Raw genomic sequence first — 25417 nt, forward strand, 5'->3', positions numbered from 1 at the left:
CCGCTCAACCAACCTATTAGGGGCTAGGCGGAAGATGGTTTACGCTGTTTTCTTATCATAAGAAAATGGCTGTTAGCAGACATCTTTTACAACGCAAAAAAGATGGACTATAGATTATCTCAGCGTCTCTTTCTTTATTTTTAAATGGAAACAATAGTATCAAGGAATACATTTTCCCAATATCCAATTGCCCTAAACAAGAATATTCGAATATATGATAGGAATACAATTCATAAAAGGGAAATAATACCATCATAGGAAAAACATTATTGTTGGGTGAACTATATTGCGCTATAGCAAAGGTCCTTATCGTTTTTCTGCATAGGGGGAGAGGGATGGGGAAAAAAGTATTGTTATTTGGAGATATAGGGATTGATGATACGATTGCACTTATGTATGCTTATTGTGACGATGTTATTGAAATCGTCGGTGTTGTGGCAGATTACGGAAATGTATCTAGGGAGAATGCCCTTTCGAGTACGGAATATGTGAAAAGTCTTTTTCCGCAGAAAAAAGTGGGAAAAGTTAAATTGATTGCCGGAGCGCATATACCAATGACGGGTGAAGTTCCTACATATGTTCCGGAAATTCATGGGGAGTATGGTCTTGGACCGATTATTCCACCTAAATGCATGGATAATGGAATTAGTGACAATTTTTTTGAAGTTGTAGACCTGATTAAGGCGTATAAAGATGAACTTTTTATAGTTAATATTGGCCGGTTGACATCATTGGCAACTTTATTTCTTTTGTACAAATCGTTAATGCGATCAATTAAAGGCTATTATATTATGGGTGGAGCCTTTTGGGTGCCCGGAAATATTACAGCTGTATCAGAGGCGAATATTTACGGAGACCCTGTTGCAGCTCAAGTTGTCTTAGCCAACGCCAAAAATGTAAAGATCATCCCGTTAAATGCGACAAATCAGGCAATTGTGACCCCACAAATGATAAATTATCTCGATCAAGTGGGTCAGCTACCTCTTGTTAAAGAACTGCTGGATTATTATTATCAGTTTTATAAGAAACGAGATCCGGCAATTCAGGGAGCACCACTTCATGATGTAGTTACTTTAATGGCAGTGAAAAAATCAAATTTATTTTCATACCAGAGGCATCCTGTATATATTGTACAAGACGCTAGCGGTATAGCTAGAGGGCAAAGTATTGCCGATATTCGCCCGGACGCCGACTTAACCCAATTAGAGGGGGAAAACATCGTAGGGGGAAAGATTCATGAAATTGCATGTAAATTAGATTACCCTAATTTTTACCGTGATTTTATGACTGTGATGACGAAGGAAATATTTGAATGATTAGCCACATGAATTATCAAGGGAAGAACAAGTGATATCCTGTTATGAGACTGTTGAAACAAAGGATTAAAGTATCAAAAATATAAAACCGCAAAACAGTGAGCTGCCCCTTTAAGGTAGACAGATTTTAAAAAAATCTGTTTTCCTTAAGGGGAGCATATCAATGTAGTTCTGCGGTTTTAGCTTTATTTATTCTGTTTTTTCCTTAATAAATTGTACAACTTCTTCTGCAGTGCTCATAGAAAGGAGTTGATCTTTATAGGAAGCTAATTTACCTTTATCAAGTTCACGTATTTGTGTACGTGCAGGTAAAATAGACGTAGCACTCATGCTGAATTCATCCAAACCTAAACCAAGCAAAATTGGAATCGCAATAGCATCTCCCGCCATTTCTCCACACATGCCTACCCATTTATCTTCACTATGTGCAGCTTCAATGACATTATTTATCAGGTTTAGAATTGCAGGATGGTATGGCTGGTATAAGTAAGATACTTGTTCATTCATCCGGTCAGCTGCCATCGTATATTGAATGAGATCATTGGTGCCTATACTGAAGAAATCAACTTCTTTAGCAAATTGTTTTGCTATTACGGCAGTAGAAGGAATTTCTACCATGATTCCTATTTCAATATGATCCGATACTTCTTTTCCTTCTTGCAATAATGCTTCTTTTTCATCCATAAGAATAGCTTTGGCTTGGCGGAATTCTTCTAACGTTGCAATCATTGGGAACATGATTTTTAGATTTCCATATACACTAGCACGAAGCAAAGCACGTAATTGTGGACGGAATACTTGCTCATTTTCTAAGCAGAAACGAATGGCTCGGAAGCCAAGAAATGGATTAAGCTCGTTTGGAAGATCCAAATAGTTTAATTCTTTGTCACCGCCTATATCCAAGGTACGTACGACAACCGGTTTGCCGTCCATTTGCTCAAGCACGGATTTGTATGCTGTGAATTGTTCCTCTTCTGTAGGTAACTGGCTCTTACCCATGTATAAAAATTCCGTCCGATATAAGCCGACACCTTCACCACCATTATCTAAGACGCCAATGACGTCATCTGGTGTACCGATATTTGCTGCCAGTTCTACTTGTTCCCCATCAGCTGATAATGTTGGTTCGTTTTTAAGCTTTGCCCATTCTTGCTTTTGCTTAGCAAATTCTTCTTGTTTTTTACGATACTTCTCTATTACCTCTTCTGTTGGATTAATAAGAACAATCCCTTCATTACCGTCCACGATAACCAAGTCATCATTTTGGATGGTGCTGGTAACTTCTTTCGTACCAACTACTGCTGGAATTTCAAGCGATCTTGCCATAATAGCAGAGTGAGAAGTACGACCGCCGATATCTGTGGCAAAACCTTTCACATAATCACGGTTTAATTGCGCAGTGTCAGAAGGTGTTAAATCGTTCGCAATCACGATTACTTCTTCATCAATTAATGCAGGGTCTGGGAAAGTAACACCTAATAAATGAGCTTTTACACGTTTCGTCACATCATAAATGTCAGCAGCTCTTTCACGCATATAGGCGTTGTCCATATTTTTAAACATGTCGATAAACATAGTTGCCACTTCATCTAGTGCAGCTTCTGCGTTCACATTTTCACTATTAATTTTATCCTTCATTGGATTAATTAGTTCAGGGTCGCTAAGAACTAATAAATGAGCAGAAAAAATTTCAGCGTGTTCATCGCCAATGTTTTCTTTAGTATGAGCTTTAATTTTTTCTAATTCTTGCTTGGAAATATCAAGTGCTTGATCAAGTCGTTCTATTTCTACCTGAGGGGTAGCTGTAGTAACTTTTTCAAATGATAAGTCTGGAGTTTCTAACAGATATGCCTTAGCAATAGCAATACCTGATGATGCTGCAATTCCTTGAATGTTAGCCATAATCATTTTCCAACCTTTCTTCATATCAATCATATCTATTTTAACTGCTTGTGTAGGAAGGTACAAGCAATTAAAAGGAATTTTAAAAACTTTGTCGAAAAACGCATGAAATGGAAGGGGAATATGTTTAACATTTCCAACTCATGTATTTTTATCCTTGTAATACTCCCACTTCAGGAGTAGGATAATCTGTACTGCAACAAATCTAAGTGGGAGGTAACAGCACCTAAATTCGGCCTTTAGGTCATACCATTACGGTACTAACAAGCAGTGGGGATTGAAGATCCACTTTATCCATTATACTATACCGAAAGTCCATGTGCATACAGAAGAGCGGACGATGTTCTACGAAGTAGTGCAGATATAAAACCAACCAAAACGTAATTAGCATGAGGAAGGGAGCATTGGTAATTGTTAGTAAATATCCTATGTAGAAGAAGCAACCTAATTCAACGCACCATGTGTCCAATGAGTAATTGCTTCATATACCTCCTGCTTATTCAATTCATGAAGGAGTTCATGCCTGCCGCTTGCAAACAGCATAGCAGTAATATTGGTTAACCCGTCATTTTTATAACATGTAGCTGTTTTCCAAACGCCTTTCGCATAATTCCCCACTGGATCATGATCGCCACTAATGAATAATAGCGGTAAGTCATGGCGTATTTGCTGATTCTTGTTTTTATTATGAATACTTTGTAATCCTGTAAATAAATCATAAAAAAATCGCCCTGTTGGAATAAAGCCAGTGTACGGATCTTTAATATAAGCCGCAACAGCAGTTTTCGATCGGCTTAACCATTCAAAACCAGTAGGAGAATGGTCTACTTTTTTATTAAACGATCCAAACACGAGTTTATTCATTAACACGGATTTTTCCTTAGGCGGGAGCAGAGAAGCTGCAAGTTGCCCAGCTGCTAATTGAACGGCTGGGAAGTGACCAGTTCCTGAAAGAATAGCACCAGAAATGGTATCACTGTATGTCTGTATATAAGAGCGAACAAAAAAAGATCCCATGCTATGTCCGAACAAAAACAATGGTAATGATGGATGCGTGGATTGTATAAGCTCAGAAATTTGGCGAAGGTCACGTACTGCTTTAAAAAAGCCATCATTGTCAGCTAAGTATCCGAGCTTGCCTTGTTTTTCACCGGTTTTACCATGACCACGATGGTCGTTACCATAAACGATAAATCCTCGTGATGTTAAATAAGTGGCAAAATCATGATATCTTTCAATATGTTCCATCATGCCATGAGAAATTTGCATCACAGCTTTGGCAGGAGAAGAAGGTTCCCATTTTTTAATAAAGATATCCATGTTGTCATCCGTATGGTACCAAAAAGTTTGCTGTTTCACTATAATCGGCCTCCATTTCTTAGTTTCTATCATAATTGTAAATTTCTACTTCGTCCACTCAAAAAGGCTTGCTATCCTTCCTATAACTATGCTAAAGTTATACGTAAGTCTACGTATGTTATTGATTGCATACGCGTTAAGAGGATGAGTTGGTCGCTTATCTGTTACGGGAGGTATAATGAAGTTATGCTAGGAATTGTCAATGTATTGTTAGTAATTGATGGAATTATTATGATTATATTGGTTCTATTACAATCTGGAAAAAGCGAAGGCTTGTCAGGTGCTATTTCAGGAGGTGCTGAGCAGTTGTTTGGCAAGCAAAAGGCAAGAGGAATTGACCTTGTTTTACATCGGGGAACAATTGTGACAGCGGTCATATTTTTTGTATTAGCATTTTTAAGTGCATATGTTTTACAATAGATATTTCGACCCTTACCGCTTTGCAGTTAGCTGGTAAGGGTTTTTATTATTGTATAGGAAACTATAAAATGAGGTGCTTGTGAATAACGAAATAAGACAGAAGGTTTGTTAAAAACTACTCGCTTCGATTAAAATGGATAATGCAGTATGATTTTTTTTATCCTGTATATTATGGTGCTGTAAGACTATCTGTACTGCAAACAAGTCTAAGTGGGAGATAACAGCACCTAAATTTGGTCTTTAGGTCATACCATTACGGTACTTTACACAATCAGTGGGGGATGAATGATGAATGAAAACCGCCACTGATTGGAGATTTACTTTATATGGGGAATTATTGTTAAAAAGTAGATGGATTGCTAACTAGAAAGTTTGACTTCCTTATAAAAAGGTAGTTTACGTCTATGCGTAATAAGGTAAATGAAACAGAGTAGTAAAAGGAGTTGCAAATCATGAAAATAAAACAACCTCAACCATTTACGTTTGAAGCAGGACCGCGTGCGGTATTATTATTACATGGGTTTACAGGGCATTCCGCGGATGTCCGTATGTTAGGAAGATATCTGGAAAAACGGGGCTATACTAGCCACGCTCCCATTTACAGAGGACATGGTTTACCACCTGAAGAGTTAATTCAATCCACCCCTGATCAATGGTGGGAAGATGTAGTGGAAGCATACCGCCATCTAAAGCGTTTAGGCTATAAAGAAATCGCTGTTTCTGGACTTTCTTTAGGCGGGGTATTAGGTTTAAAGCTTGCGTATACGGAGCAAACGAAGGCAGTTATTCCAATGTGTTCGCCAATGTTTTTTGATAATGAAGCGCAGCTGACAAAAGGCTTCCGTGCGTTTGCCAAAGAATATAAGCAGTTAGAACGCAAAGAAGCAGACGTCATTGAACAGGAATTAAATACATTATTAACAAATTCGGAGCCATTGTTTAAGCAATTGGGTGAATTGATTAATGAAGTGAAAAATGAAGTAGATACGATTTATACGCCAACCATGGTCGTACAAGCTAGAAAAGATGAAATGATTAATACAGACAGTGCAAATTATATTTATGAAAATATAGAAACAGATCATAAAACGATTCATTGGTATGAAGAATCAGGTCATGTCATTACAATGGGTAAGGAAAAAGAACAAGTATTTGAAGATGTTTATCAGTTTCTTGAAACATTAAATTGGGAACAATGATTATAACGGATGCAAAATGAAAACAATAAAGAGAAAGAAGGTGAAGCAATAATGAAAGAAAAAATACAACAATATTTTAAGGAAAATGGTACAAAACCACTAACGGTTCATGAAATAGAGGAAGCGTTGGAAATTAAAGATGCGACGGAATTTAAAGAACTGGTAAAAGCACTAAATGCTTTGGAAGAATCTGGAGAGCTTGTTCGGACGCGAAAAAACAGATTCGGCTTACCAGAAAAAATGAATCTTGTTCGTGGCAGAATTCAAATGCATGCGAAAGGATTTGCCTTTTTAATTCCGGATGACGAAACACTTGATGATGTTTATATTCATTATTCCGATCTAGGTTCTGCCATGAATGGGGACAAGGTGCTTGTAAGAATTGAAAAAAGAAGTGATTCGGGTAACCGCTCGGAAGGAACTGTGATTCGAATTTTAGAAAGAGCCACACTACAAGTAGTTGGCACATTTGAGAATAGTCGCTCATTTGGTTTTGTGATCGCAGATGATAAACGGATTCCAAATGACATTTTTATTCCTAAGGATTGTACAAACGGTGCTGTTAGCGGACATAAGGTAATTGCACATATTACGAAATATCCAGAAGGAAGAAAAAGTGCAGAAGGCGAAATCATTCATATATTAGGACATAAAAATGACCCTGGTATTGATATTATGTCCATCATCTATAAACATGGCATTAAGGTAGACTTTCCAGAAGAGGTGCTAGAACAAGCAGCCAACACGCCTGAATCAATTTTTGAAGAAGAGATTCAAGGACGTAGAGATCTGCGTGAGGAAACAATCGTTACCATTGATGGTGCGGATGCAAAAGACTTAGATGATGCTGTATCTGTGAAGCGATTGGATAATGGAAACTACCTTTTAGGCGTATATATTGCTGATGTAAGCTATTATATCGATAAAGGAAGTCCGATGGATGAGGAAGCCTTTGAAAGAGGGACGAGTGTTTACTTAGTTGACCGTGTGATCCCGATGATTCCGCACCGTTTATCAAATGGAATTTGTTCACTTAACCCCAAGGTTGACAGGTTGACATTAGGCTGTGAAATGGAAATAGACGCTTCTGGCAATGTCGTGAGCCACGAAATTTTTCAAAGCGTTATTCGAACAAATGAGCGAATGACGTATCATGATGTGAACCAAATCTTAGTGGAGAATGATGAAGCATTGCGAGATCGTTATAAAGAATTGGTTCCTATGTTTGAAGAGATGGAGAAATTGGCAGCCATTTTACGCCGAAAGCGAATGAATCGCGGCGCCATTGATTTTGATTTTAAAGAAGCAAAAGTGGTCGTTGATGAAAATGGCAAACCAGAAGATGTTATATTACGTGAACGCTCAGTTGCCGAACGGCTAATTGAAGAATTTATGCTGGCTGCGAATGAAACGGTAGCCGAACACTTCCATTGGATGGACGTGCCGTTTATTCATCGTATCCACCAGGACCCAGATCCAGATAAATTACAAACATTCTTTGAATTTTTAGCAGGGCTTGGCTACGTGGTGAAAGGGACGACGAATGAAGTGCATCCGCAGGCACTACAAAAGGTATTGGAAGATGTAAAAGGAAAGCCAGAAGAAATGATCGTTTCGAAGCTAATGCTTCGTTCGATGCAGCAGGCGAAATATGATCCGCAAAGCATTGGTCACTTCGGCTTAGCGACACCGTTTTATACGCATTTCACGTCGCCAATACGCAGATATCCTGATTTAACGGTACACCGCTTAATTCGTACCTATTTAATTGATAAAAAAATGGATCAGCATACGTTGCAAAAATGGAAAGCGGAGCTGCCGGAAATAGCCAAACAAACTTCCGCTGCCGAACGGCGTGCGGTGGATGCAGAACGAGAAACCGATGACCTCAAAAAAGCAGAATTTATGCAGGATAAAATTGGTGAAGAATATACTGGTGTTATTAGCTCAATTACGAATTTCGGTTTGTTCGTGGAACTGGAAAATACGATTGAAGGGCTAGTTCATGTTAGTTATCTAACGGATGACTATTATCATTATGATCAGCGTAGTCAAGCGATGATTGGTGAGCGAACGGCTAAAATGTATCGTATTGGAGAAGAAGTACAGGTTAAGGTAGTAAGTGTTAACATTGATGAACGCACCATCGATTTTTCGATCGTGTATGATGAAGAAACAAAACCTAAAAAAGTGATTAAAGCAAAAAGAATGAAAAACTAGCACATGCCGCTGTCCCGTTTACGGGCAGCGGTTTTTGGGGGAGTGAAATCGGATGGGAATAAGTAAAAGTCTTGGTTTGTTTGCTCGATATTGTAGAAATGACTCTTCTGTCAAACGGAAACATGAAGAAAAGCTAAAAAATCATGTTATTAGACCAATTGTAATAAACAGAACCAAATTTACAAATGTAAGAAAGTGCATATGTATGTATTGGAATATAGCTCGTTATTTGGTAGAATAAGGTGCATGTAAGAAGTAGGAGGAAGTACCGATGCCAAAAGGACAAGGAAAGGTAATTGCAACAAACAAAAAAGCATCCCATGACTATTTTATCGAAGACACGTATGAAGCAGGAATCGTTTTACAAGGTACAGAAATCAAATCGATTCGTGCCGGAAGGGTAAATATTAAGGATGCGCATGCGCGAATTGATCGTGGCGAAGTCAAATTAATAAATTTGCACATAGCAGAATATGCACAGGGGAACCGTTTTAATCACGATCCAACTCGTACAAGAAAGCTGCTTTTGCATCGAAAAGAAATTGATAAGTTAATCGGCTTAACGCAACAGCAAGGCTATGCACTCATACCGTTGAAAATCTATATTAAAAATGGTTATGCGAAGGTACTTATAGGTTTAGGTAAGGGTAAAAAGAAATACGATAAGCGAGAAGATTTGAAGCGTAAGCAAATGAAACGAGATGTAGACAGAGCAATTAAAGATCATATGCGTTAACTGTAATTAGTAGTAGACGTTATAAAACTTGACTTTTTCTCTATACGTGTTACAATAATAAATGGACAAAAAAAGAATATTGCTCAATCTTCCGGAGCGCATCCTTTTTATGGGGACGTTACGGATTCGACAGGGATAGATTGAGCTCAGGTTGCACGTCGAGGTTACGTCTCGTAAAACGTTATGCCTAAATATAACTGGCAAAACAAACAATAACACTGCTTTAGCAGCTGCCTAAGCACTGCTGAGCGATCCTTCCTGCTATCGCCCGTGTGGCAGATTTGAAGGGTCTCAAATGAAGCGGGCTATACTATCATTCGCCGTCTGAGGATGGTAGTTGAAACCAATCAGACTAGCTGCTCGAAAGCCTGTCGGTAGGCTGCAGAGTAAGCGAATAATAATATACCGACTATGCGTGTAGAAGCCTGAGTGGCAATATCTCTGGACGTGGGTTCGATTCCCACCGTCTCCACCAAATACATATAAGTATTGGTGTGACAAGGTTTTAAAAACACTGGTAACATTTCTGGTAACACTTTTATTTAAATTGATATATTTTTGCAGGTTTGAAGTCGTCTTCCATTTGGAGTACGGCTTCTTTTACATTTGAAGAGTAAAGATGAACATAAATGTTTTACATTGCTGCTATATCGTTATGGAGCTGCTGAAAATGATGGTGGACCTAGTTCAAGCATGCTCGTCATACATAACCTTACCCAGTGTATTGTTTAAAATTTAGTAGCAAGCTTTTAAAAATTGAATGTCCTCTTCTGTTGAGTCATTCGCGAAGTACCATTTGCTACTCTTTTATACCAACAAAAACCTCTATGACATCTAAAAATACAGGCTGAATGGTTTTCTTTTTTCCGCTATCTGCAGACTTTCTTTTTATCCCCAAAGGTACAGAAGCAACTACTAGGACAACTAGTCAACCTAGTGATAGTGATGCCGCTGTTAGCCTTTCTTCTGGATTGGGAGCGGTGCTAAGCCCCAAAAAATTCCTATTAATAAAAACCCCAAATCCACCAATAACAGAAGTTGGCAAAACATCTTTTTGAAATAGTTTCACTATTGCTTAAAGAAATAGTGCCAATAATTAAAAAAACTGATCCAAGACAATGGTTCCCTTGTTTTTACTTTAATAATCAAAAAAAGCAACAAGAACAAGATGGGTTTGCTGTCTTATATACATTCGCACGTATAAAAACGGGCGTTCAGGGAAAAAGAATAAAAATGGAAACCATATTGAAAGGACGGAAGAGGTTGGTTAAACAGCTTATCGCAGTTATCATATGTAGTATTTCTTTACTATTTCTATCAGCATGCTGGGATCGGATAGAAATTGAAGATCGTGGATTTGTAGTTGGTTCGGCAATTGATTTGGGGGAGAAAAAAGATAACAATAAATACGAAATACTATTTACCAACCAGTTTGTTATTCCGGCAGGTTTGGGCACTCCACTCCAAGGGGGAGGTGCACAACAAGAAGCGTATAAAAATATTACGGTAACCGGGGGAAGCGTGTTTGAAATTTTTCGGGAAATGGCGACGTTATCTAGTGAAACGCCATTTTTTTCCCATATGAAAGTCGTTATCGTCTCAGAAGAAGTAGCTAAAGAGCCGGAACTTTTATCAAAAGTGATGGATGTTTTTATACGTGATCATGAAATGCGTAGGGGAATAAAGGTAGCGATCGCTAAAGAAGGGTTGCAAGCAAAAGATATTCTGGATGTTTCACCTAAGGATCAAAAGGTGCCAGCCCTCTATATTGAATCTCTAATGGAAAGTAATTATAAAAATGCCAAATCTCTAGCGCCTGTACCAGTAGGGCAATTGCGAGAGTTAATGCTTGATAATAGAAGCTACACCCTCCCGGAAATAGAAATTATGGATGATAAAGCATTAAAATATAAAAATGCCGCAGTTATTCGTGCACAGAAGAATCTGATGGTTGGCTCTTTATCAGACAAGGAGACTATGGGATTAACTTTGTTAACAGAGGATGATCAAAATGCCCCCATTAATGTAAATGTTGATGGGGAAGCAGCTGTTATTGAGTTAACAAGTGGTGGGAATTCCTATCACTTATTAAATAAAAATAAAGATAATTTAAAGGTTGAAATTAAGTTAAATTTAAAAGCGACTGTTGCCGAAATGCACGGATACTCTAAATTAACTTCAGAATCCTTTATAAAAAAGTTGGAGCATGCAACGGAAAATAAAATAGATGAGTTAACAGAAGGAACGATAAAAGTAGCACAAAACGATTTACAAGTTGATTTTATTGGCTTGGGTGATGAGTTATTTCATCGCCATTATGATATTTGGCAACAAGTAAAGGATGACTGGGATGTAGGCAAGAATTATTTTTCAAAAGCTGAGATAGATGTAAAGGTTGATACGACAATTAAGAAAACAGGGGCTTCAGACAACTTTAAATAATTGTTTAAACCACCTGATTGGTGAAACGCGTAAGAAATATACAAAGCTTAGAAAGGTTTGTTAGAACCAATTCACAAAATAAAAAAAATAAGCAAACTGTCTATGCACCAATGATAAACCTCTCATAAACTAGAATAGAATATGGAGTGAGAGGTGATGATTATGTTTCCAAACCGACCAATCAAGCAACCTATGAACCAGCATGAACGAAGGAAACCTATGTGGATAGGGCGACCGATGCAGACAAGGAATGCTCAACAAACATCTTCCCGAATGGAAAGTGTATTATCTTCTTTCCGAAATGCAGAAGGGGAAATAGATTTGAATAAGATAACAGAGGTAGCTTCACAAGTCCATAAGCTGTATGGGCAAGTTAGTCCTCTGCTAACATCGTTTGTAAGGAAGAAATAAGTTTAAAAATTAAAAAATGCATCTTTGCGATCCGTACAAATAGATAGAGTTTTTCAAATTATGCTTAATAGGGAATATTATTTAGTTTGTTTAAATGGTTGAAAGGTGTTCAAAAAGAATGGGAACAAGCTTTAATTAATATTATGCTATGCCTGTACGTGTAAAGGTACAGGCATAACGAAAAACGTTTCCCGAGTAATTTATTTGCTTTTTGGGCACCTCTGTTAAGTTAAAACCAAATGTTTCTAATCCTATTTATCATAAATTTGCACAGATTAAGACAAGCTAATACAAAGGAGGCTAGATTATGAATCAACAAATACGTAATTATATGACCAAAAACGTTTATACAGTAAATGAATCGCAAACCATTCAAGAGGCAGCGGCTGTTATGAGTGAGTATAATATAGGTGCTATCCCCGTTGTAAATGATCAAGGAAATATGGTAGGTATGGTGACCGATCGCGATATTACGCTCCGATCTACTGCGCAAGGTGAAGCTGCCCAAACTCCCGTTTCTCAAGTAATGACAGCACAACAAATTGTACATGGGACGCCTGAGATGGATATCCATGAAGCAGCTGAGTTAATGGCACAGCAACAAATTAGACGTTTGCCTATTGTTGAAAATGGCAAACTAATTGGAATGGTTGCATTGGGAGACTTGGCTGTTGATCAGCAATTGCAAAATGAGGCAGGACAAGCTTTATCTAGTATTTCTAACCCTTCCAGTCCACAGCAATAACAAAAAAAGTACTCTGACCATGTGAAAACATGTTCTCAGAGTACTTTTTTGCATAGAAACATTATAACACATATGCATAAACAGAAATAAAGTGGCACAAACTTCCCGCCAAAATAAACAAATGAAAAATTTCATGAAATCCCATATGTTTAAAATTCAATGCTTTAGGTTTTAAAGCATAAATGATGCCACCAATGGTATAGATGATGCCTCCTAAGACTAGAAAAATCATCCCTCCAGTAGTAATGATTGGGGCAAGAGCTGAACTAAAGAATACAACGATCCAACCCATCCCAATATATAATAAAGTAGATAACCATCGTGGACAATGAAACCATACTAATTTAAATACGACACCTAAAACAGCCAAAGTTGTAACAGTAGTAAATAATGTCCAGCCTAAAGTACCTTTTAAACTAATCAGGCAAAACGGCGTATACGTTCCGGCAATTAATATGTAAATCATGGAATGGTCAATCCGTCGTAAAAAACCAATTACACGGTCTTTAGCAATAACCATATGGTAGGTTGCGGAGGCGGAATATAACAATGTCATACTTAATCCAAAAATAACTACTGCAGTAATTACAAGCGGTGATCCGCCTGTTTCAGTTGCTTTGAAAATCAATGCTAAAAGCCCAATAAACGACAATACCGCACCGAATAAATGTGTAAGTCCATTAATCGGTTCACGAATGTATACACCCATTAAATCAACCCCTTTACTGTATTAAGTAGTTTTGAAAACTATATAATCATAATATATGTATTTTGTGATGTAGTCAAGGTTTACTTCCCTTTTTTTCTTTCGTATAATGATGAAGGTAAGCAAGTAATGGATATGTATAAAAGAGGGTATGGAATGGAAAATTTGAAAGATTTTATGAAGCAAATGCAGTTGAATAGTCAGTTGTCATTAGATGATATTCCAAATTTGGATTTATATATGGATCAAGTTATTCAACTATTCGAAAGTACGTTCGAAGGATTAAAGCGAGATGAGCAAGAGAAGGTTTTGACCAAAACAATGATTAACAATTATGCAAAAGGAAAGCTATTTTATCCGATCGAAAATAAGAAATATTCAAAAGATCATTTAATGTTAATCGCAATGATTTATCAATTAAAGGGTGCGCTCTCCATTAATGATGTGAAAACAACGTTATACAAGCTAAACAAAATGGTAGTGGAAGATAACTTTGAATTAGCGAAACTATATGAAAGCTATGTCCAACTTGCTGATGAAAGTATGAAACAGCTAGAATCAGAAATGAAACAATTGATTGATGATGTCGAACACCAAAGTGAAACATTAGCTAGTAACGATGCTGATTACTTGCAAGAACTTCTATTAGTGGCATCTTTTGTTAACATGAGCAATTATTATCGACGAGCTGCGGAAAAGATGGTGGATCGAATTGCTACGAAGAATGACAAATAACGATTGGATTTTTCAATTAATGGTAATAAACTAATTGAAAGTAGGGGGAAGACAGTTGAAACTCAGTATTTTAGATCAAGTGCCTGTACTAAGTGGAGCTACGCCCAAAGAGGCCATTTCGGCCACATTGGAATTAGCCGAAATGGCTGATCAACTCGGTTTTACACGGTACTGGGTTGCTGAACATCATGATATGGAGTTATTTGCATGCCCTGCTCCCGACATTCTTCTTGGTTTAATCGGGAGTCGAACAGAAAAAATGAAGATTGGAGCTGGAGCTGTTTTATTGCCTCACTATCGGCCGTTTAATGTAATCGAAAGATATAATTTATTAGCAACGCTATACCCTAAAAGAGTGGATGTGGGAATTGGCAGAGCACCAGGTGGATCAGCAGAAGCAACGATAGCTTTATCGGGTAATTTTCTACAAAATGTAAAAAACATTTCTGCTGATATCGATGAATTGGTAGCTTTTTTTCAGCAAACATTTGCTAAAGATCACCTTTATGCAAATGTTACTGCTACGCCAAACCCTGATTTCCCTCCTGACCTGTGGCTGTTAGGTACTAGTGAAAAAAGTGCAAAGCTAGCTGCTGAAAAGGGAATGTCCTATGTGTTTGGGCATTTTATGACAGATAAGGATGGACCAGCAATTGTCGATCGTTACCGAAAACGATATAATGGAAAAGTGATTGTTTCTGTTTCTGTTATTTGTGCGGCGACATTTGAAGCGGCAAGAAAGCTTGCAGAAAGGTCTTATATGGAAAAGAAAAAGCACGAAGAAAAACATTTGACCCAAGCTAAAGGTAAAGCGGTTCGAGACCGTGATAGGGCGAATGATGATATGTTCACTGAAAAACTAAACGCCCAATATGTATTAGGCAATCCAGAGCAAGTACATAAGCAGTTGCAATCGTTACAAGCAATATATCAAGCAGATGAAATCATGATTTTAACTAATACACCTGACTATGAGAGCCGAAAGACCTCTTATCAATTAATTGCGCAAGCTTGTTTATAGCTGTTAGGTGAGGAGAGGAGTACATACATGGAAAATTGGGTAACATCCATCATGGAAGAGTTCGGTTATATTGGCGTGTTTCTAATGATGGCTTTAGAGAATATTTTTCCACCCATCCCATCAGAAATTGTTCTTCCCTTTGGAGGGTTTTTGACGACAACTACTGATTTGACAGTGCTTGGTGTTATCATTGCAGCAACAGTAGGTTCCGTACTGGGTGCGATTATTTTGTTTGGGATTGGTTTGCTACTTGATGTAGAACAATTAGAAAAAATAATTGATCGGTACGGACATATATTGCGGATAAAAAAAACAGATGTTAAAAGAGCCGATGCTTGGTTTGATAAATATGGTTATTGGACAGTATTTATTTGTAGAATGATACCTTTAGTAAGAAGTTTGATCTCGATTCCAGCTGGGATGTCGAATATGAATTTTGTCAAGTTTGTAATACTGACTATTACAGGTACTCTCATTTGGAACACAATACTTATTTTAATTGGCATGCAGCTTGGGGAATCATGGACCGATATTTTATCATTTATGGAATTATATTCGACATTTGTTTATATCGCTATAGGTATAGGGATCGTTATAATTATTTATATATTTATGAAACGTAGAAGGCAGCAATAATTTTGCTGCTTCTTTTATCGTTTCCTGTACAATAAAAAAGAAGTGAGAGCAAACCGCTCTCACCTCTGACTAACGCCTCGCTATACGCTTGTTGTTAAAACATAAGACCTTTTCAAGAATTCTTTTTTGCATAGTCTTAAAAATCAGGGAAAGCCCTAACAACCCTAAAAACTCATTTATTATCTAAAACATGTTTTAGATACACTTCCAGTTCATTTTCCTTTAATTTTTTGAATTGAGTATTAGGATAATCAATATATTCATCACTACTCCAAATTGGTTTATTCCCTGAACACATTTTATTTTTATTTTTTTTAAGATATTCTTCTAACTCTGATGGGGCGGAAAATATTTTATATGATTTTCTTCCGCTTTTACTAATTATTTCGTAAATGAAACATTTCCTTTGAGCTGTATACTCTGCTGTTCTAACATACAATTTTGCAATTTTGAGAGATTTGAAAGGGAAGTTCCATCTCCTAAGCCCTCTTTTTTCATCTCTTTCGATACAAATGCATCTTCCACAAGTGCCACAAATATATTGAGTATGTTTCTCTAAACACTCTCTAGGTCTTAACATAGGAGTGGCATAGGGATTATCACTATAACATTCTTTACAACTCATAAACTCTCTCCTATATTGAATATCATAATTAAGTTTAACATCAACAACTCTGTATGGGGATCCCATATAGAAACCTGATACTTGCCTAATCGCTATTAGTTGCTAATCATTAAATAACCATTTTTCCTCTTTTTCATTTTCTGATTTCACTATCTCGACAAAAAAGAAACCTAATTTAATCCTTTAATACCTTATCTTTCACTGTTTATTTTCTTTTCAGCAGTAGGAATACCATCGATTAGGAGAACTTGTCTAAGTTCAAGCATACAGAACAGAATACGCCTCAAGTACTAGATAAAAATATGCCTTCCGTTCATTACGGAACAGCGATATGGTCTGTATGATAGAAGTAAGCTAAAGGAAGGAGGAAATCCGGTGAAAAAATTTCTTTTATTTCTAGCAGGATTAACAGCGTTTATTGTTCTACTGGCTAATTTAGGTCCAATGGTATTTTTGGGACTTGGCATATGGCTACTTTATGTTATCTTTAAACAGTTTATGAAAACTGATTCAACAGCAGGAAAAATCGGCTGGGTTATCGTAGGGCTTATCGTGTTAAGTATCACTATTTCAAATATGTTTGCGCTAATTGGAGTTGTCGCAGCAGTGGCACTATACATGATTTATAAAAGTTGGAAGAAAGAAACAGATGACCCAGTTGTTCATCACATAGAGGAAGACGATCCGTTTACGAATTTTGAACGTCAATGGGCTGAATTAAATAAGTAATTACTGAAAAAGGAGAGACAAACCATGACTAATATTTTTACGAGAATGAAGGAATCTGTCGTTAGCGATCTACACTACCTAATGGATCAAAAGGAGCAAAAAAATCCGATTGCAGCTTTGAATCATTACCTTAGACAGAGCGAGCAAGAAAAAGAGAAAGTTCGAAAACTATTAGAGCGTCAATATAAATTGAAGGATGAATTTTTAAAAGAATATCAATTAGCCCAAGACTTAGCAGATAAACGTTTAAAGCAAGCGAATATTGCGGAAAAAGCTGGCGAATTGGAAATGTATGAATTTGCTATTCGTGAGCATCAAGAATATCAAGCACGAGCCGAGCGCATGAAAGCATCTCGAGACGAGGCTGCAGCTGAGCTTGAAATACTAGAGCAAAAGTATGAAAATATGAAGCATAAATTAAAAGATATGCATCTGCGTAGAATGGAATTAATGGGCCGTGAAAATATCGCACGTGCAAATCATCAAATCAATCGCGTAATTGATGAAACGTCAGATAAGCCATTCTCTAAGTTTGCGGAAATGGAACGATATATTGAAGGCCTTGAATATAAGGTGAATAGTGCTTATTATCGCAGTACATTTGATCATAAAATGGCAAAGCTTGAAAAAGAAATGGCAGAAAAAGAAGAGGCGTAGGAAAGAAGGAATTTACGTTTCCATAGAAACTTACTTCGGAGTATAACGAACGATGGGGAAAACTGTTCTCGGTAAATGAACATATCTTCTTCGGCAAAGAAAAACATGGTATACTATACAGGCGCAAGAGATTGCGTCTGTTTTTAATCCTATCACCATAGAGTGTAAAGACGTTTGAAGCAACAGGTCAGATTCTAACTAAAGTAGCGGAAAAAACTTAGAAAAGTAACATTGGTTCCAAAACGGGGATAAAATATTGGATTCGGCTATTAAATGGTGTTTTTTTGGGTTTCTACGCAGGAAAGTATAAAATTTGTTGCTTTGGGATAAGGGAATAACTGAATAGCCACGTCCGGCTTCAGCGCCCAGCAACGATGCGACTTTAGAAATGCGCCCTACGATAAGGCCTCATCGGTTCATGGCAAAGAGGAAGGCCGACTAAAAACGGGCTTACCGCTCAGGCGTCGGCATACCCCTGTTTTTAGTGGCATGATTCCTAAATCTTTAGTTGATTCGTTCCATTCGCTACGTTGCTAAACGGGCGCCCCGCGCCTTTGTTCCACTATAGGAAAGTATAAGTTTTTTTGGTTTATAGTATAAGAAAAACAAAGGCTTCCGCCATAAGACTTGGCGACAAGCCAAGTTTTTCTAATGAAGGAATATAATAAATAAAGGAGGGTTACTTCATGTTTAAACGACTATCGACAGATACACTAAATTGGATATTAATTGTTGGAGTAATCCTCTTTATTTTAGAGATTACCTTTTTTCAAGGTGGCATGATTATTCCGGCACTTTTTTTTGCTTTGCTTATTTATATAGGACGTCAAAATTTTGAAAAACTATGGGGAAAGTTGTTTTTTTGGTCTGGAATTATAGGTATTATCTTTTCTATATTAAATATGCTGGCCATCCGATTTTTTGTCGTTGCTGCCATTGCGATATTTCTTATTAATTATTCGAAATCAAAAAAAGTAGCAAAGTGGGTGGAACCACATCTGAATTCACATCCAAAACAAGAAGTCAAAGAAAACTTGATTCATAAGCACCCGTTCTTCGATCACCGTTTTTTTGATGACCAAAGGACGGATGATACAGCTTATCAATGGAGAGATGTGAATATTCATGGTGCCTTTGGTGACAGGGTCATTGATCTAAGTAATACGGTGTTACCGAATGATACGGCTGTAATATCCATTCGGCACCTAGTCGGTAATATTGAAATTTACGTACCATATGATGTAGAGGTTAGCATCCATCATAGTTCCGTTATCGGACGTGCACTCATATTTGGAAATTATCATGAAAGAATTATGAATCAAGCGTTATTATACCAAACGAAAGATTATGATACATCGTTTCCTCGAGTAAAAATAATTACCTCCATAATATCTGGGGATATCGAGGTGAAACGTACATGAATCTGCTATTTCGTCATATTTCTACGTCTATTTTCTATAGTATCGTCCTGACCATATTAGTAACAGGAGTCACGCTTTTTGCTTTTGTAGATGATTGGAGCACTATTTTTGACAAGAAGATCGAAGACATTTCCTTTTTATTTATCCTTTTTGTAATTCCAGTTTCCGTTGGGATCGTTACAGGGACTGTGACAGGCTTGTACTGGCGACAACGTATTCACTATCTGGAAAAGAAAATGGAAGAAATTATAAAAGGGCAAAAGTTGAATTTTGACTTGGAAATTCCAAAAGATCTAGGTCAAATGCAACATTACCTTGAACAAGTACAGCATAAGATTAGAATGCAAACAGAGCATGCGCAGCGCTTAGCGACAGAAAGAGCTGTAGAAAGAGAACAAAGCTTACAGGAAATTGTTGTTCAGGAACGAAACAGACTAGCACGAGAATTACATGATTCCGTAAGTCAGCAATTATTTGCAGCCTCTATGATGATGTCGACAATCACAGAAACGAATCCACCTAAGGATGAAACCATACAAAAACAACTTCGTATGGTAGAGAACATGATACAGCAATCACAGTTGGAGATGCGAGCACTCCTTTTGCACTTACGACCAGTAGCTTTAAAAGGAAAGTCCTTACAAGAAGGAACGCAAGAATTACTTATGGAGCTTACGCAAAAAGTACCAATCCAAGTCGATTGGAATATTGAAGCTTTTATTGTTGATAAAGGTGTTGAAGACCAATTATTCCGGATACTCCAGGAAGCTTTATCAAATACACTTCGCCATGCAAAAGCTAATTCTTTACATGTGATGTTAGTAGAAAGAGATGGGAATATTATTTTACGTGTAACCGATGATGGAGTTGGATTTGATATGGGTAAGCTGAAGACGGGATCTTACGGTTTACAGAATATGAGAGAACGAGCTTATGAAGTAGGAGGAAGCTATAAAGTGATTAGCTTTCCAAATCAAGGTACACGCTTGGAAGTGAAGGTTCCTCATTTTGAGAAAGGAGGAGAGGAAGAGTGATCAGGGTTTTATTCGCAGATGATCATGAAATGGTCCGGATTGGAGTAACCTCTTATTTATCAGCACAATCCGACATTGAAGTAGTTGCAGAAGCAGATGATGGAGGAAAAGCTGTAGAGCTCGCTTTGGAATTAAAGCCGGATATCATTTTAATGGATCTCGTTATGAAAGAAATGGATGGCATTGAAGCAACTCGGTTGATTATGGAACAATGGCCGGAAGCCAAAATTATTATTGTGACTAGCTTTTTAGACGATGAAAAGGTGTACCCAGCTTTGGAGGCAGGTGCGACAAGTTATATGTTGAAAACATCCAAAGCAGAGGAAATTGCAAAAGCGATACGGGCTACTTTTGAAGGACAAACTGTTTTAGAACCAGAAGTAACAGGGAAAATAATGAATCGTATGCGCTCACCGGAACGGGCCTTACATGAAGATTTGACAGACAGGGAGCGGGAAATTTTATTGTTATTAGCCCAAGGGAAAACAAACCAAGAAATTGCTGATCAATTATTTATTTCTTTAAAGACGGTTAAAGTTCATGTGAGCAATCTGTTGTCAAAGTTGGAAGTACAAGACCGAACACAGGCTGTTATTTATGCTTTCAAGAACCATCTAGTTAAATAGGCTACCAAAAACGAGTGCATGACCATGTAGCTCGTTTTTTAGTTGAGCATGCAAACAAATGAAGCAGCTAACCATGTTCGGTAGCAATAAATATGGAAACTATCGTACATAGTGCCTTTCAACGTGATTGCTCGATTATTTTCGTTTGTTTTTTTATATCTTTCCCGTACTCCAAAAATCGCTCTGTTAATTGACAAATGGTAAGTAATTCATACGTAATGATTAGCTCCGGTGGGAAATTTGCTACACTAGCGTCTGGTTTTCGGCTGGCAACTCCGTTTTCTCTCCAGTATAGTTCCCTCAGTTCACGAATGTGGGTTTGATTTAACGCTGTTTTACGATTAAAAGTGTCCACAAGTTCGTCCGCAGCTTGACGAATAATCTTTTTTTCATGATCATGCCAAAGGTCATCCCGGAGTCTTGTGGTGACAACATTGTCAATATGATAGTGAATCAGTTTGAGGCAAGTGAGCTGTTTTTCAACTTGTTTAAAAAATCTTTTTTCACTATTCGTTAATGGGTGGTATTTCGCTTCTTCTTTTTGAAACTGGATAAGTGTTTCTGTTTGGCGAATTTTTTTATAGACAACATCTGTCGATTTCAATGCATTGGTAGCTGCTGTTGGTTGCTCAGCCGTTACTGTATAAAACACTTTTTCGATCTTGGCTGCCAAACGTTTTCGTATTGCCATCATGTTTTCAGTAATATGAGACGTATAATCAGGTGGTAAAACAAACATATTGACAGCAGTAGAGACGACTAAGCCGATCGTGGTTGTTCCTAAGCGAATAAGAAAAGAAATAAAATAATTGCTATGAATTACTTCCACCATGGCTACTGCTGTGAGTGTGGCAACTAATAATCCTGCATGTAGTTTTAAACGAAAGCATGTGACAATCGTCAATGTGGCAGCAAGTGCGTACGTTATTGGTGAATTTCCAAACAGGTAAATAAAGAATACGGAGTATGCAGCACCGATTGCTGATGCGGGAAAACGGACAAACCCTTTACGAATAGAATCAGAAACAGTTGGTTCTATGGTTACGATGGCAGTTATAACTGCAAATACAGCCGGGGCGTCGAACAGCTCACAAATCCAGGCAGTTAGAAAAACCGCAACGCCAGTTTTTACGACCCTGCTTCCAATAAAGTGAGAAGGTTTCACAAAAGCTCATCTCCTAGAGGTTATACTTACAAAATGCGATATCCTCATCTATTTTCTACTAAGTAAATAAAAATTTCAACTGAATGAAAAAAAGGGTTGCATTTTTCAAACAAATCTCATAAACTGTATTATAACAATAAAATTTTTATTAAATCTGTTGTATAAAAGGGAGGTTTAAAAGTGAAAATAAGCAAAGACATCGTCATGTGCCCAGATTGTGGAAAGGAGATGGAGGGAATAAGTATGATTCAAGAATGTGATCACTGCCTTTCGAAGAAGCAAGACTAATTTTTTGGGTTTTCTGTTATATAACAAATATAAATGTAATATAACAGAGCGAGTTGGAATAAAATGATTTTTTACAATAACAAAGGGGGAATTTTACAATGACAAATGAGCGGATAAATGATTTGACAAAGGCTTGGGAAAACGATGAACGGTGGACGGGGATAGAGAGACCTTATAGTGCAGAGGACGTCATTCGTCTAAGAGGTTCGATGGATATGACCTATACATTAGCTGAAAAAGGATCGGAAAAATTATGGGAGTTGCTGCAAACGGAAAATTATATTCATGCACTTGGAGCTCTAACAGGAAATCAAGCTGTTCAGCAAGTAAAAGCTGGGTTAAAGGCGATTTATCTGAGCGGTTGGCAAGTGGCAGCGGATGCGAATCTAGCAGGGCAAATGTATCCAGATCAAAGTCTATACCCTGTAAATAGTGTGCCAAATGTGGTAAAGCGCATTAATCAGGCTTTGCAACGAGCCGACCAAATCCACTATTCAGAAGGGAAACAGGATATCGATTGGTTTGCACCGATAGTTGCTGATGCAGAGGCTGGATTCGGTGGGCAATTAAATGTTTTTGAATTAATGAAGTCAATGATTGAGGCAGGCGCATCAGGCGTTCATTTTGAGGATCAATTATCATCAGAGAAAAAATGTGGACACTTAGGTGGTAAAGTATTGCTTCCGACACAGACAGCCGTGCGTAATCTAATTGCTGCCCGCCTAGCTGCGGATGTGATGGGAACACCTACTGTTATCATTGCTAGAACCGATGCGAACGCTGCAGATCTTATTACGAGTGATGTAGATCCATATGATGCTGCATTTATTACCGGAGAACGTACAACGGAAGGTTTTTATAAAACAAAGGCAGGGATTGATCAAGCGATTGCAAGGGGACTTGCTTATGCTCCTTACGCTGACTTAATTTGGTGTGAAACATCGGAACCAAATTACGAAGAAGCAAAGCAATTTGCAGAAGCTATCCGAGAAAAATACCCGAATAAAATGTTAGCTTATAATTGCTCTCCATCGTTTAATTGGAAGAAAAAGCTCAATGACGATGAAATTGCCAGTTTCCAAGAGCAACTGGCAGCTCTAGGATATAAATTCCAATTTGTTACTTTGGCAGGTTTTCATGCTTTAAATTACAGTATGTTTGAACTAGCTAGGAAATATAAGGTTGAAGGTATGAAAGCATACTCGGAACTACAGCAAAACGAATTTCATAGTGAACAATACGGCTATAGTGCTACGAGACATCAACGTGAAGTTGGAACTGGGTACTTTGATGAAGTGGCACAAGTTATTTCTGGAGGTGCCTTTTCAACTGCAGCATTAAAAGGTTCGACAGAAGAAGAACAATTTACTTCTTAAGAAAGTTACAGAATCCTCTAATGATTAACAATGAAATCTTTCATTCATACAGGAAAAAAGAAATATTTTAGTCTCTATTTTGGAATTAAAAAAGGAGCGTTATTCGTTAGCGAATCAACGCTTCTTTTCATGAACAATCAAACTTTATGTCGCATTTGAAATATAATTGTAATATTACTATAATACGATTGCAATTTTTTGCTGTTATAATACGAAGTGCCTAAGAAAATAGTTATACATAAAATAATAGTTTATTCATACAGCCAAACAAAAAAGATAGATACATATAAAACAGGGCTGAATTCTATGTGAAAAGCGGGGGAGTATGTTGAAAAAGTCAATTGTAACAGTTGCGACTGTGACAGTCGTTGGTTTTAGTAGCGCATTTTTTCACACGCAGGTGCAGGCGGAAACGCTAGGAAGTTTGAAGGATAAGCAAACGGAGATTCAAAATGAACGTGAAGCAATCAAAGCAGATTTATCAAAGGCAGAAGCTAAAATTGCGGATGTGTTAATTGAGTTAGAGGAATTAAATAAACAAATAACACAGTTTAATGATGCGATGAAAGAAAACAACGCACAAATCGAAAAAGTCAAAGCGGATATTGCTAAAAAAGAACAAGAAGTGGACAAGCTGGAAAAAGAAATTGCTGCACTAGAAGATGCGATTGAGAAACGTTATAAGAAACTAAAAGAACGTGCAGTTTCTTACCAAAAAAGCGGTGGTGACGTTAGCTATTTAGAAGTTGTTTTAGGTTCTAAAGACTTTGGAGAATTCATTAACCGTGTATCAGCAGTGAATAAAATTACGAATTCAGACGCTAAACTTTTAGAAGAACAAGAAAATGATAAGCAAGAAGTAACCAAAAAACAAGATAAAGTGCTTAAGAGTTTAGAAGAAATGGAAGATCTGCAAGTAGAATTAGAAGGCATGCAGGAAACCATTAAAGAACAGAAGCAAGAAAATGAGAAAAAAGAAGCAAAGTTAAAAGATAAAAAAGCTGATCTGGAGACTTTAAAAGAAGATTTAAAAGGAGAAGATAGCAACTTGGCTGATCTTGAAGCAGAAGTAAGACAAAGCGTTGCTTCTGAACGTCAACCAGCAGCATCGGCTAATAATACTCCTTCTGCTTCAACTTCAACTTCATCTTCACCTTCTGCTTCTGCTTCTGTAAATAACGATTCAAAGGACGGAGACTTGCAAACATTAGGCAGCAAGAGTTCTTCTCCTAAAGCAAAAGCAAAAGCAAAACCTTCAGCAGGAAGTGGTGGAGTAAGTACTATTATCAACTCAGGTTATCAGCATTTAGGTACACCTTATGTTTGGGGTGGTAAAGGTCCGGGCGGATTTGACTGTTCTGGATTTGTATCTTGGGCATTTTCTCAAGGAGGATATTCTATCCCATCAAGTACAAGTGCTTTGGTTGGTGTAGGTCAAAAGATTTCATACAGTGAAATTCAACCTGGGGATCTTGTTTTCTTTGATACGTATAAGAAAAATGGACATGTCGCTATCTATATCGGTGGCGGACAATTCATCGGTGCACAAAGCACACCGGGAGTTTCAGTAGAAAGCATGTCTAATAGTTATTGGAGCAATGCATTCAAAGGTCACGTACGTCGTGTGCTATAATCACATAAAAAAGCC

23 protein-coding genes and 1 other RNA gene are annotated in these 25417 nt (G+C 37.5%); 19 read left to right on the top strand and 5 right to left on the bottom strand.

Annotated features, from left to right (window positions below):
• Positions 1 to 335 precede the first annotated feature (335 nt).
• Positions 336 to 1316 (top strand): nucleoside hydrolase, encoded by a 981-nt coding sequence (locus BKP57_RS18330; protein ID WP_072742132.1) that lies wholly within the window; start codon positions 336 to 338, stop codon positions 1314 to 1316.
• A gap of 189 nt (positions 1317 to 1505) precedes the next feature.
• On the opposite strand, the gene ptsP is transcribed toward BKP57_RS18330, so the two are convergent.
• On the bottom strand, positions 1506 to 3218 hold the full coding sequence (ptsP, locus tag BKP57_RS18335; RefSeq protein WP_050353512.1) for a phosphoenolpyruvate--protein phosphotransferase: 1713 nt from the start codon (positions 3216 to 3218) through the stop codon (positions 1506 to 1508).
• Positions 3219 to 3662: 444 nt separating this feature from the next.
• Positions 3663 to 4577 carry an alpha/beta fold hydrolase gene (locus BKP57_RS18340; protein WP_232231233.1) on the bottom strand — a complete coding sequence of 305 codons (915 nt, stop codon included), beginning with the start codon at positions 4575 to 4577 and terminating at the stop codon, positions 3663 to 3665.
• 186 nt (positions 4578 to 4763) lie between these two features.
• On the opposite strand from BKP57_RS18340, the gene secG reads away from it, so the two are divergent.
• From secG to BKP57_RS18380, 8 genes are all read left to right on the top strand, one after another.
• The gene (gene secG / locus BKP57_RS18345) at positions 4764 to 4997 is read left to right on the top strand and encodes a preprotein translocase subunit SecG (protein WP_050352382.1); all 234 of its coding nucleotides are present in this window, start codon (positions 4764 to 4766) and stop codon (positions 4995 to 4997) included.
• Positions 4998 to 5449: 452 nt separating this feature from the next.
• Positions 5450 to 6196 (top strand): alpha/beta hydrolase, encoded by a 747-nt coding sequence (locus BKP57_RS18350; protein ID WP_072742133.1) that lies wholly within the window; start codon positions 5450 to 5452, stop codon positions 6194 to 6196.
• A gap of 51 nt (positions 6197 to 6247) precedes the next feature.
• Positions 6248 to 8416, top strand: coding sequence for a ribonuclease R (gene rnr / locus BKP57_RS18355; protein WP_050352384.1), 2169 nt, complete (start codon positions 6248 to 6250; stop codon positions 8414 to 8416).
• Positions 8417 to 8687: 271 nt separating this feature from the next.
• The gene (gene smpB, locus BKP57_RS18360; protein ID WP_050352385.1) at positions 8688 to 9152 is read left to right on the top strand and encodes an SsrA-binding protein SmpB; all 465 of its coding nucleotides are present in this window, start codon (positions 8688 to 8690) and stop codon (positions 9150 to 9152) included.
• 111 nt (positions 9153 to 9263) lie between these two features.
• Positions 9264 to 9627, top strand: a transfer-messenger RNA (tmRNA) gene (gene ssrA, locus BKP57_RS18365).
• Between the two features lie 611 nt (positions 9628 to 10238).
• Complete coding sequence (locus BKP57_RS18370) at positions 10239 to 11594, top strand: Ger(x)C family spore germination protein (protein WP_128743462.1); 1356 nt, start codon at positions 10239 to 10241, stop codon at positions 11592 to 11594.
• Positions 11595 to 11750: 156 nt separating this feature from the next.
• Positions 11751 to 12005 carry a YppG family protein gene (locus BKP57_RS18375; protein WP_050352387.1) on the top strand — a complete coding sequence of 85 codons (255 nt, stop codon included), beginning with the start codon at positions 11751 to 11753 and terminating at the stop codon, positions 12003 to 12005.
• 307 nt (positions 12006 to 12312) lie between these two features.
• A complete protein-coding gene (locus tag BKP57_RS18380; protein WP_050352388.1) occupies positions 12313 to 12750 on the top strand; it encodes a CBS domain-containing protein in 438 nt (145 codons plus the stop codon).
• Between the two features lie 61 nt (positions 12751 to 12811).
• On the opposite strand, the gene trhA is transcribed toward BKP57_RS18380, so the two are convergent.
• Positions 12812 to 13459, bottom strand: a complete 648-nt coding sequence (gene trhA / locus BKP57_RS18385; RefSeq protein WP_050352389.1) for a PAQR family membrane homeostasis protein TrhA — start codon at positions 13457 to 13459, stop codon at positions 12812 to 12814.
• A gap of 126 nt (positions 13460 to 13585) precedes the next feature.
• Between trhA and BKP57_RS18390 the strand changes: the two genes are divergently transcribed.
• The 3 genes from BKP57_RS18390 to BKP57_RS18400 are packed head-to-tail and all read left to right on the top strand — an operon-like array spanning position 13586 to position 15848.
• On the top strand, positions 13586 to 14191 hold the full coding sequence (locus BKP57_RS18390; RefSeq protein ID WP_232231234.1) for a DUF1836 domain-containing protein: 606 nt from the start codon (positions 13586 to 13588) through the stop codon (positions 14189 to 14191).
• Positions 14192 to 14246: 55 nt separating this feature from the next.
• Positions 14247 to 15212 (top strand): MsnO8 family LLM class oxidoreductase, encoded by a 966-nt coding sequence (locus tag BKP57_RS18395; protein WP_072742134.1) that lies wholly within the window; start codon positions 14247 to 14249, stop codon positions 15210 to 15212.
• Positions 15213 to 15239: 27 nt separating this feature from the next.
• A complete protein-coding gene (locus tag BKP57_RS18400; RefSeq protein ID WP_072742135.1) occupies positions 15240 to 15848 on the top strand; it encodes a DedA family protein in 609 nt (202 codons plus the stop codon).
• Positions 15849 to 16020: 172 nt separating this feature from the next.
• On the opposite strand, the gene BKP57_RS18405 is transcribed toward BKP57_RS18400, so the two are convergent.
• Positions 16021 to 16473 (bottom strand): hypothetical protein, encoded by a 453-nt coding sequence (locus BKP57_RS18405; RefSeq protein WP_072742136.1) that lies wholly within the window; start codon positions 16471 to 16473, stop codon positions 16021 to 16023.
• A 375-nt stretch (positions 16474 to 16848) separates the two neighbouring features.
• Between BKP57_RS18405 and BKP57_RS18410 the strand changes: the two genes are divergently transcribed.
• The 5 genes from BKP57_RS18410 (at position 16849) to BKP57_RS18430 (ending at position 20940) form a co-directional block, all read left to right on the top strand.
• Positions 16849 to 17202, top strand: coding sequence for a lmo0954 family membrane protein (locus tag BKP57_RS18410; protein WP_072742137.1), 354 nt, complete (start codon positions 16849 to 16851; stop codon positions 17200 to 17202).
• Between the two features lie 24 nt (positions 17203 to 17226).
• A complete protein-coding gene (locus BKP57_RS18415) occupies positions 17227 to 17859 on the top strand; it encodes a PspA/IM30 family protein (RefSeq protein ID WP_050352394.1) in 633 nt (210 codons plus the stop codon).
• Positions 17860 to 18545: 686 nt separating this feature from the next.
• Complete coding sequence (liaF, locus tag BKP57_RS18420; RefSeq protein WP_050352395.1) at positions 18546 to 19280, top strand: cell wall-active antibiotics response protein LiaF; 735 nt, start codon at positions 18546 to 18548, stop codon at positions 19278 to 19280.
• The gene (locus BKP57_RS18425) at positions 19277 to 20314 is read left to right on the top strand and encodes a sensor histidine kinase (protein ID WP_050352396.1); all 1038 of its coding nucleotides are present in this window, start codon (positions 19277 to 19279) and stop codon (positions 20312 to 20314) included. Before liaF ends, BKP57_RS18425 begins: the two co-directional genes overlap by 4 nt.
• On the top strand, positions 20311 to 20940 hold the full coding sequence (locus BKP57_RS18430; RefSeq protein ID WP_050352397.1) for a response regulator: 630 nt from the start codon (positions 20311 to 20313) through the stop codon (positions 20938 to 20940). The genes BKP57_RS18425 and BKP57_RS18430 overlap by 4 nt, the downstream gene beginning before the upstream one ends.
• 118 nt (positions 20941 to 21058) lie before the next feature.
• Here the strand turns inward: BKP57_RS18430 and BKP57_RS18435 are convergent, their stop codons facing one another.
• Positions 21059 to 22105: an aromatic acid exporter family protein gene (locus BKP57_RS18435; protein WP_050352398.1), complete on the bottom strand. Its 1047-nt coding sequence runs from the start codon at positions 22103 to 22105 to the stop codon at positions 21059 to 21061.
• Positions 22106 to 22491: 386 nt separating this feature from the next.
• On the opposite strand from BKP57_RS18435, the gene aceA reads away from it, so the two are divergent.
• Both aceA and BKP57_RS18445 read left to right on the top strand, forming a co-directional pair.
• On the top strand, positions 22492 to 23769 hold the full coding sequence (gene aceA / locus BKP57_RS18440; RefSeq protein WP_072742138.1) for an isocitrate lyase: 1278 nt from the start codon (positions 22492 to 22494) through the stop codon (positions 23767 to 23769).
• Between the two features lie 325 nt (positions 23770 to 24094).
• A complete protein-coding gene (locus BKP57_RS18445; RefSeq protein WP_072742139.1) occupies positions 24095 to 25402 on the top strand; it encodes a C40 family peptidase in 1308 nt (435 codons plus the stop codon).
• Positions 25403 to 25417 lie beyond the last annotated feature (15 nt).

Source organism: Virgibacillus sp. 6R (assembly GCF_001895305.1).
Taxonomy (GTDB): Bacteria; Bacillota; Bacilli; order Bacillales; family Amphibacillaceae; genus Virgibacillus; species Virgibacillus pantothenticus.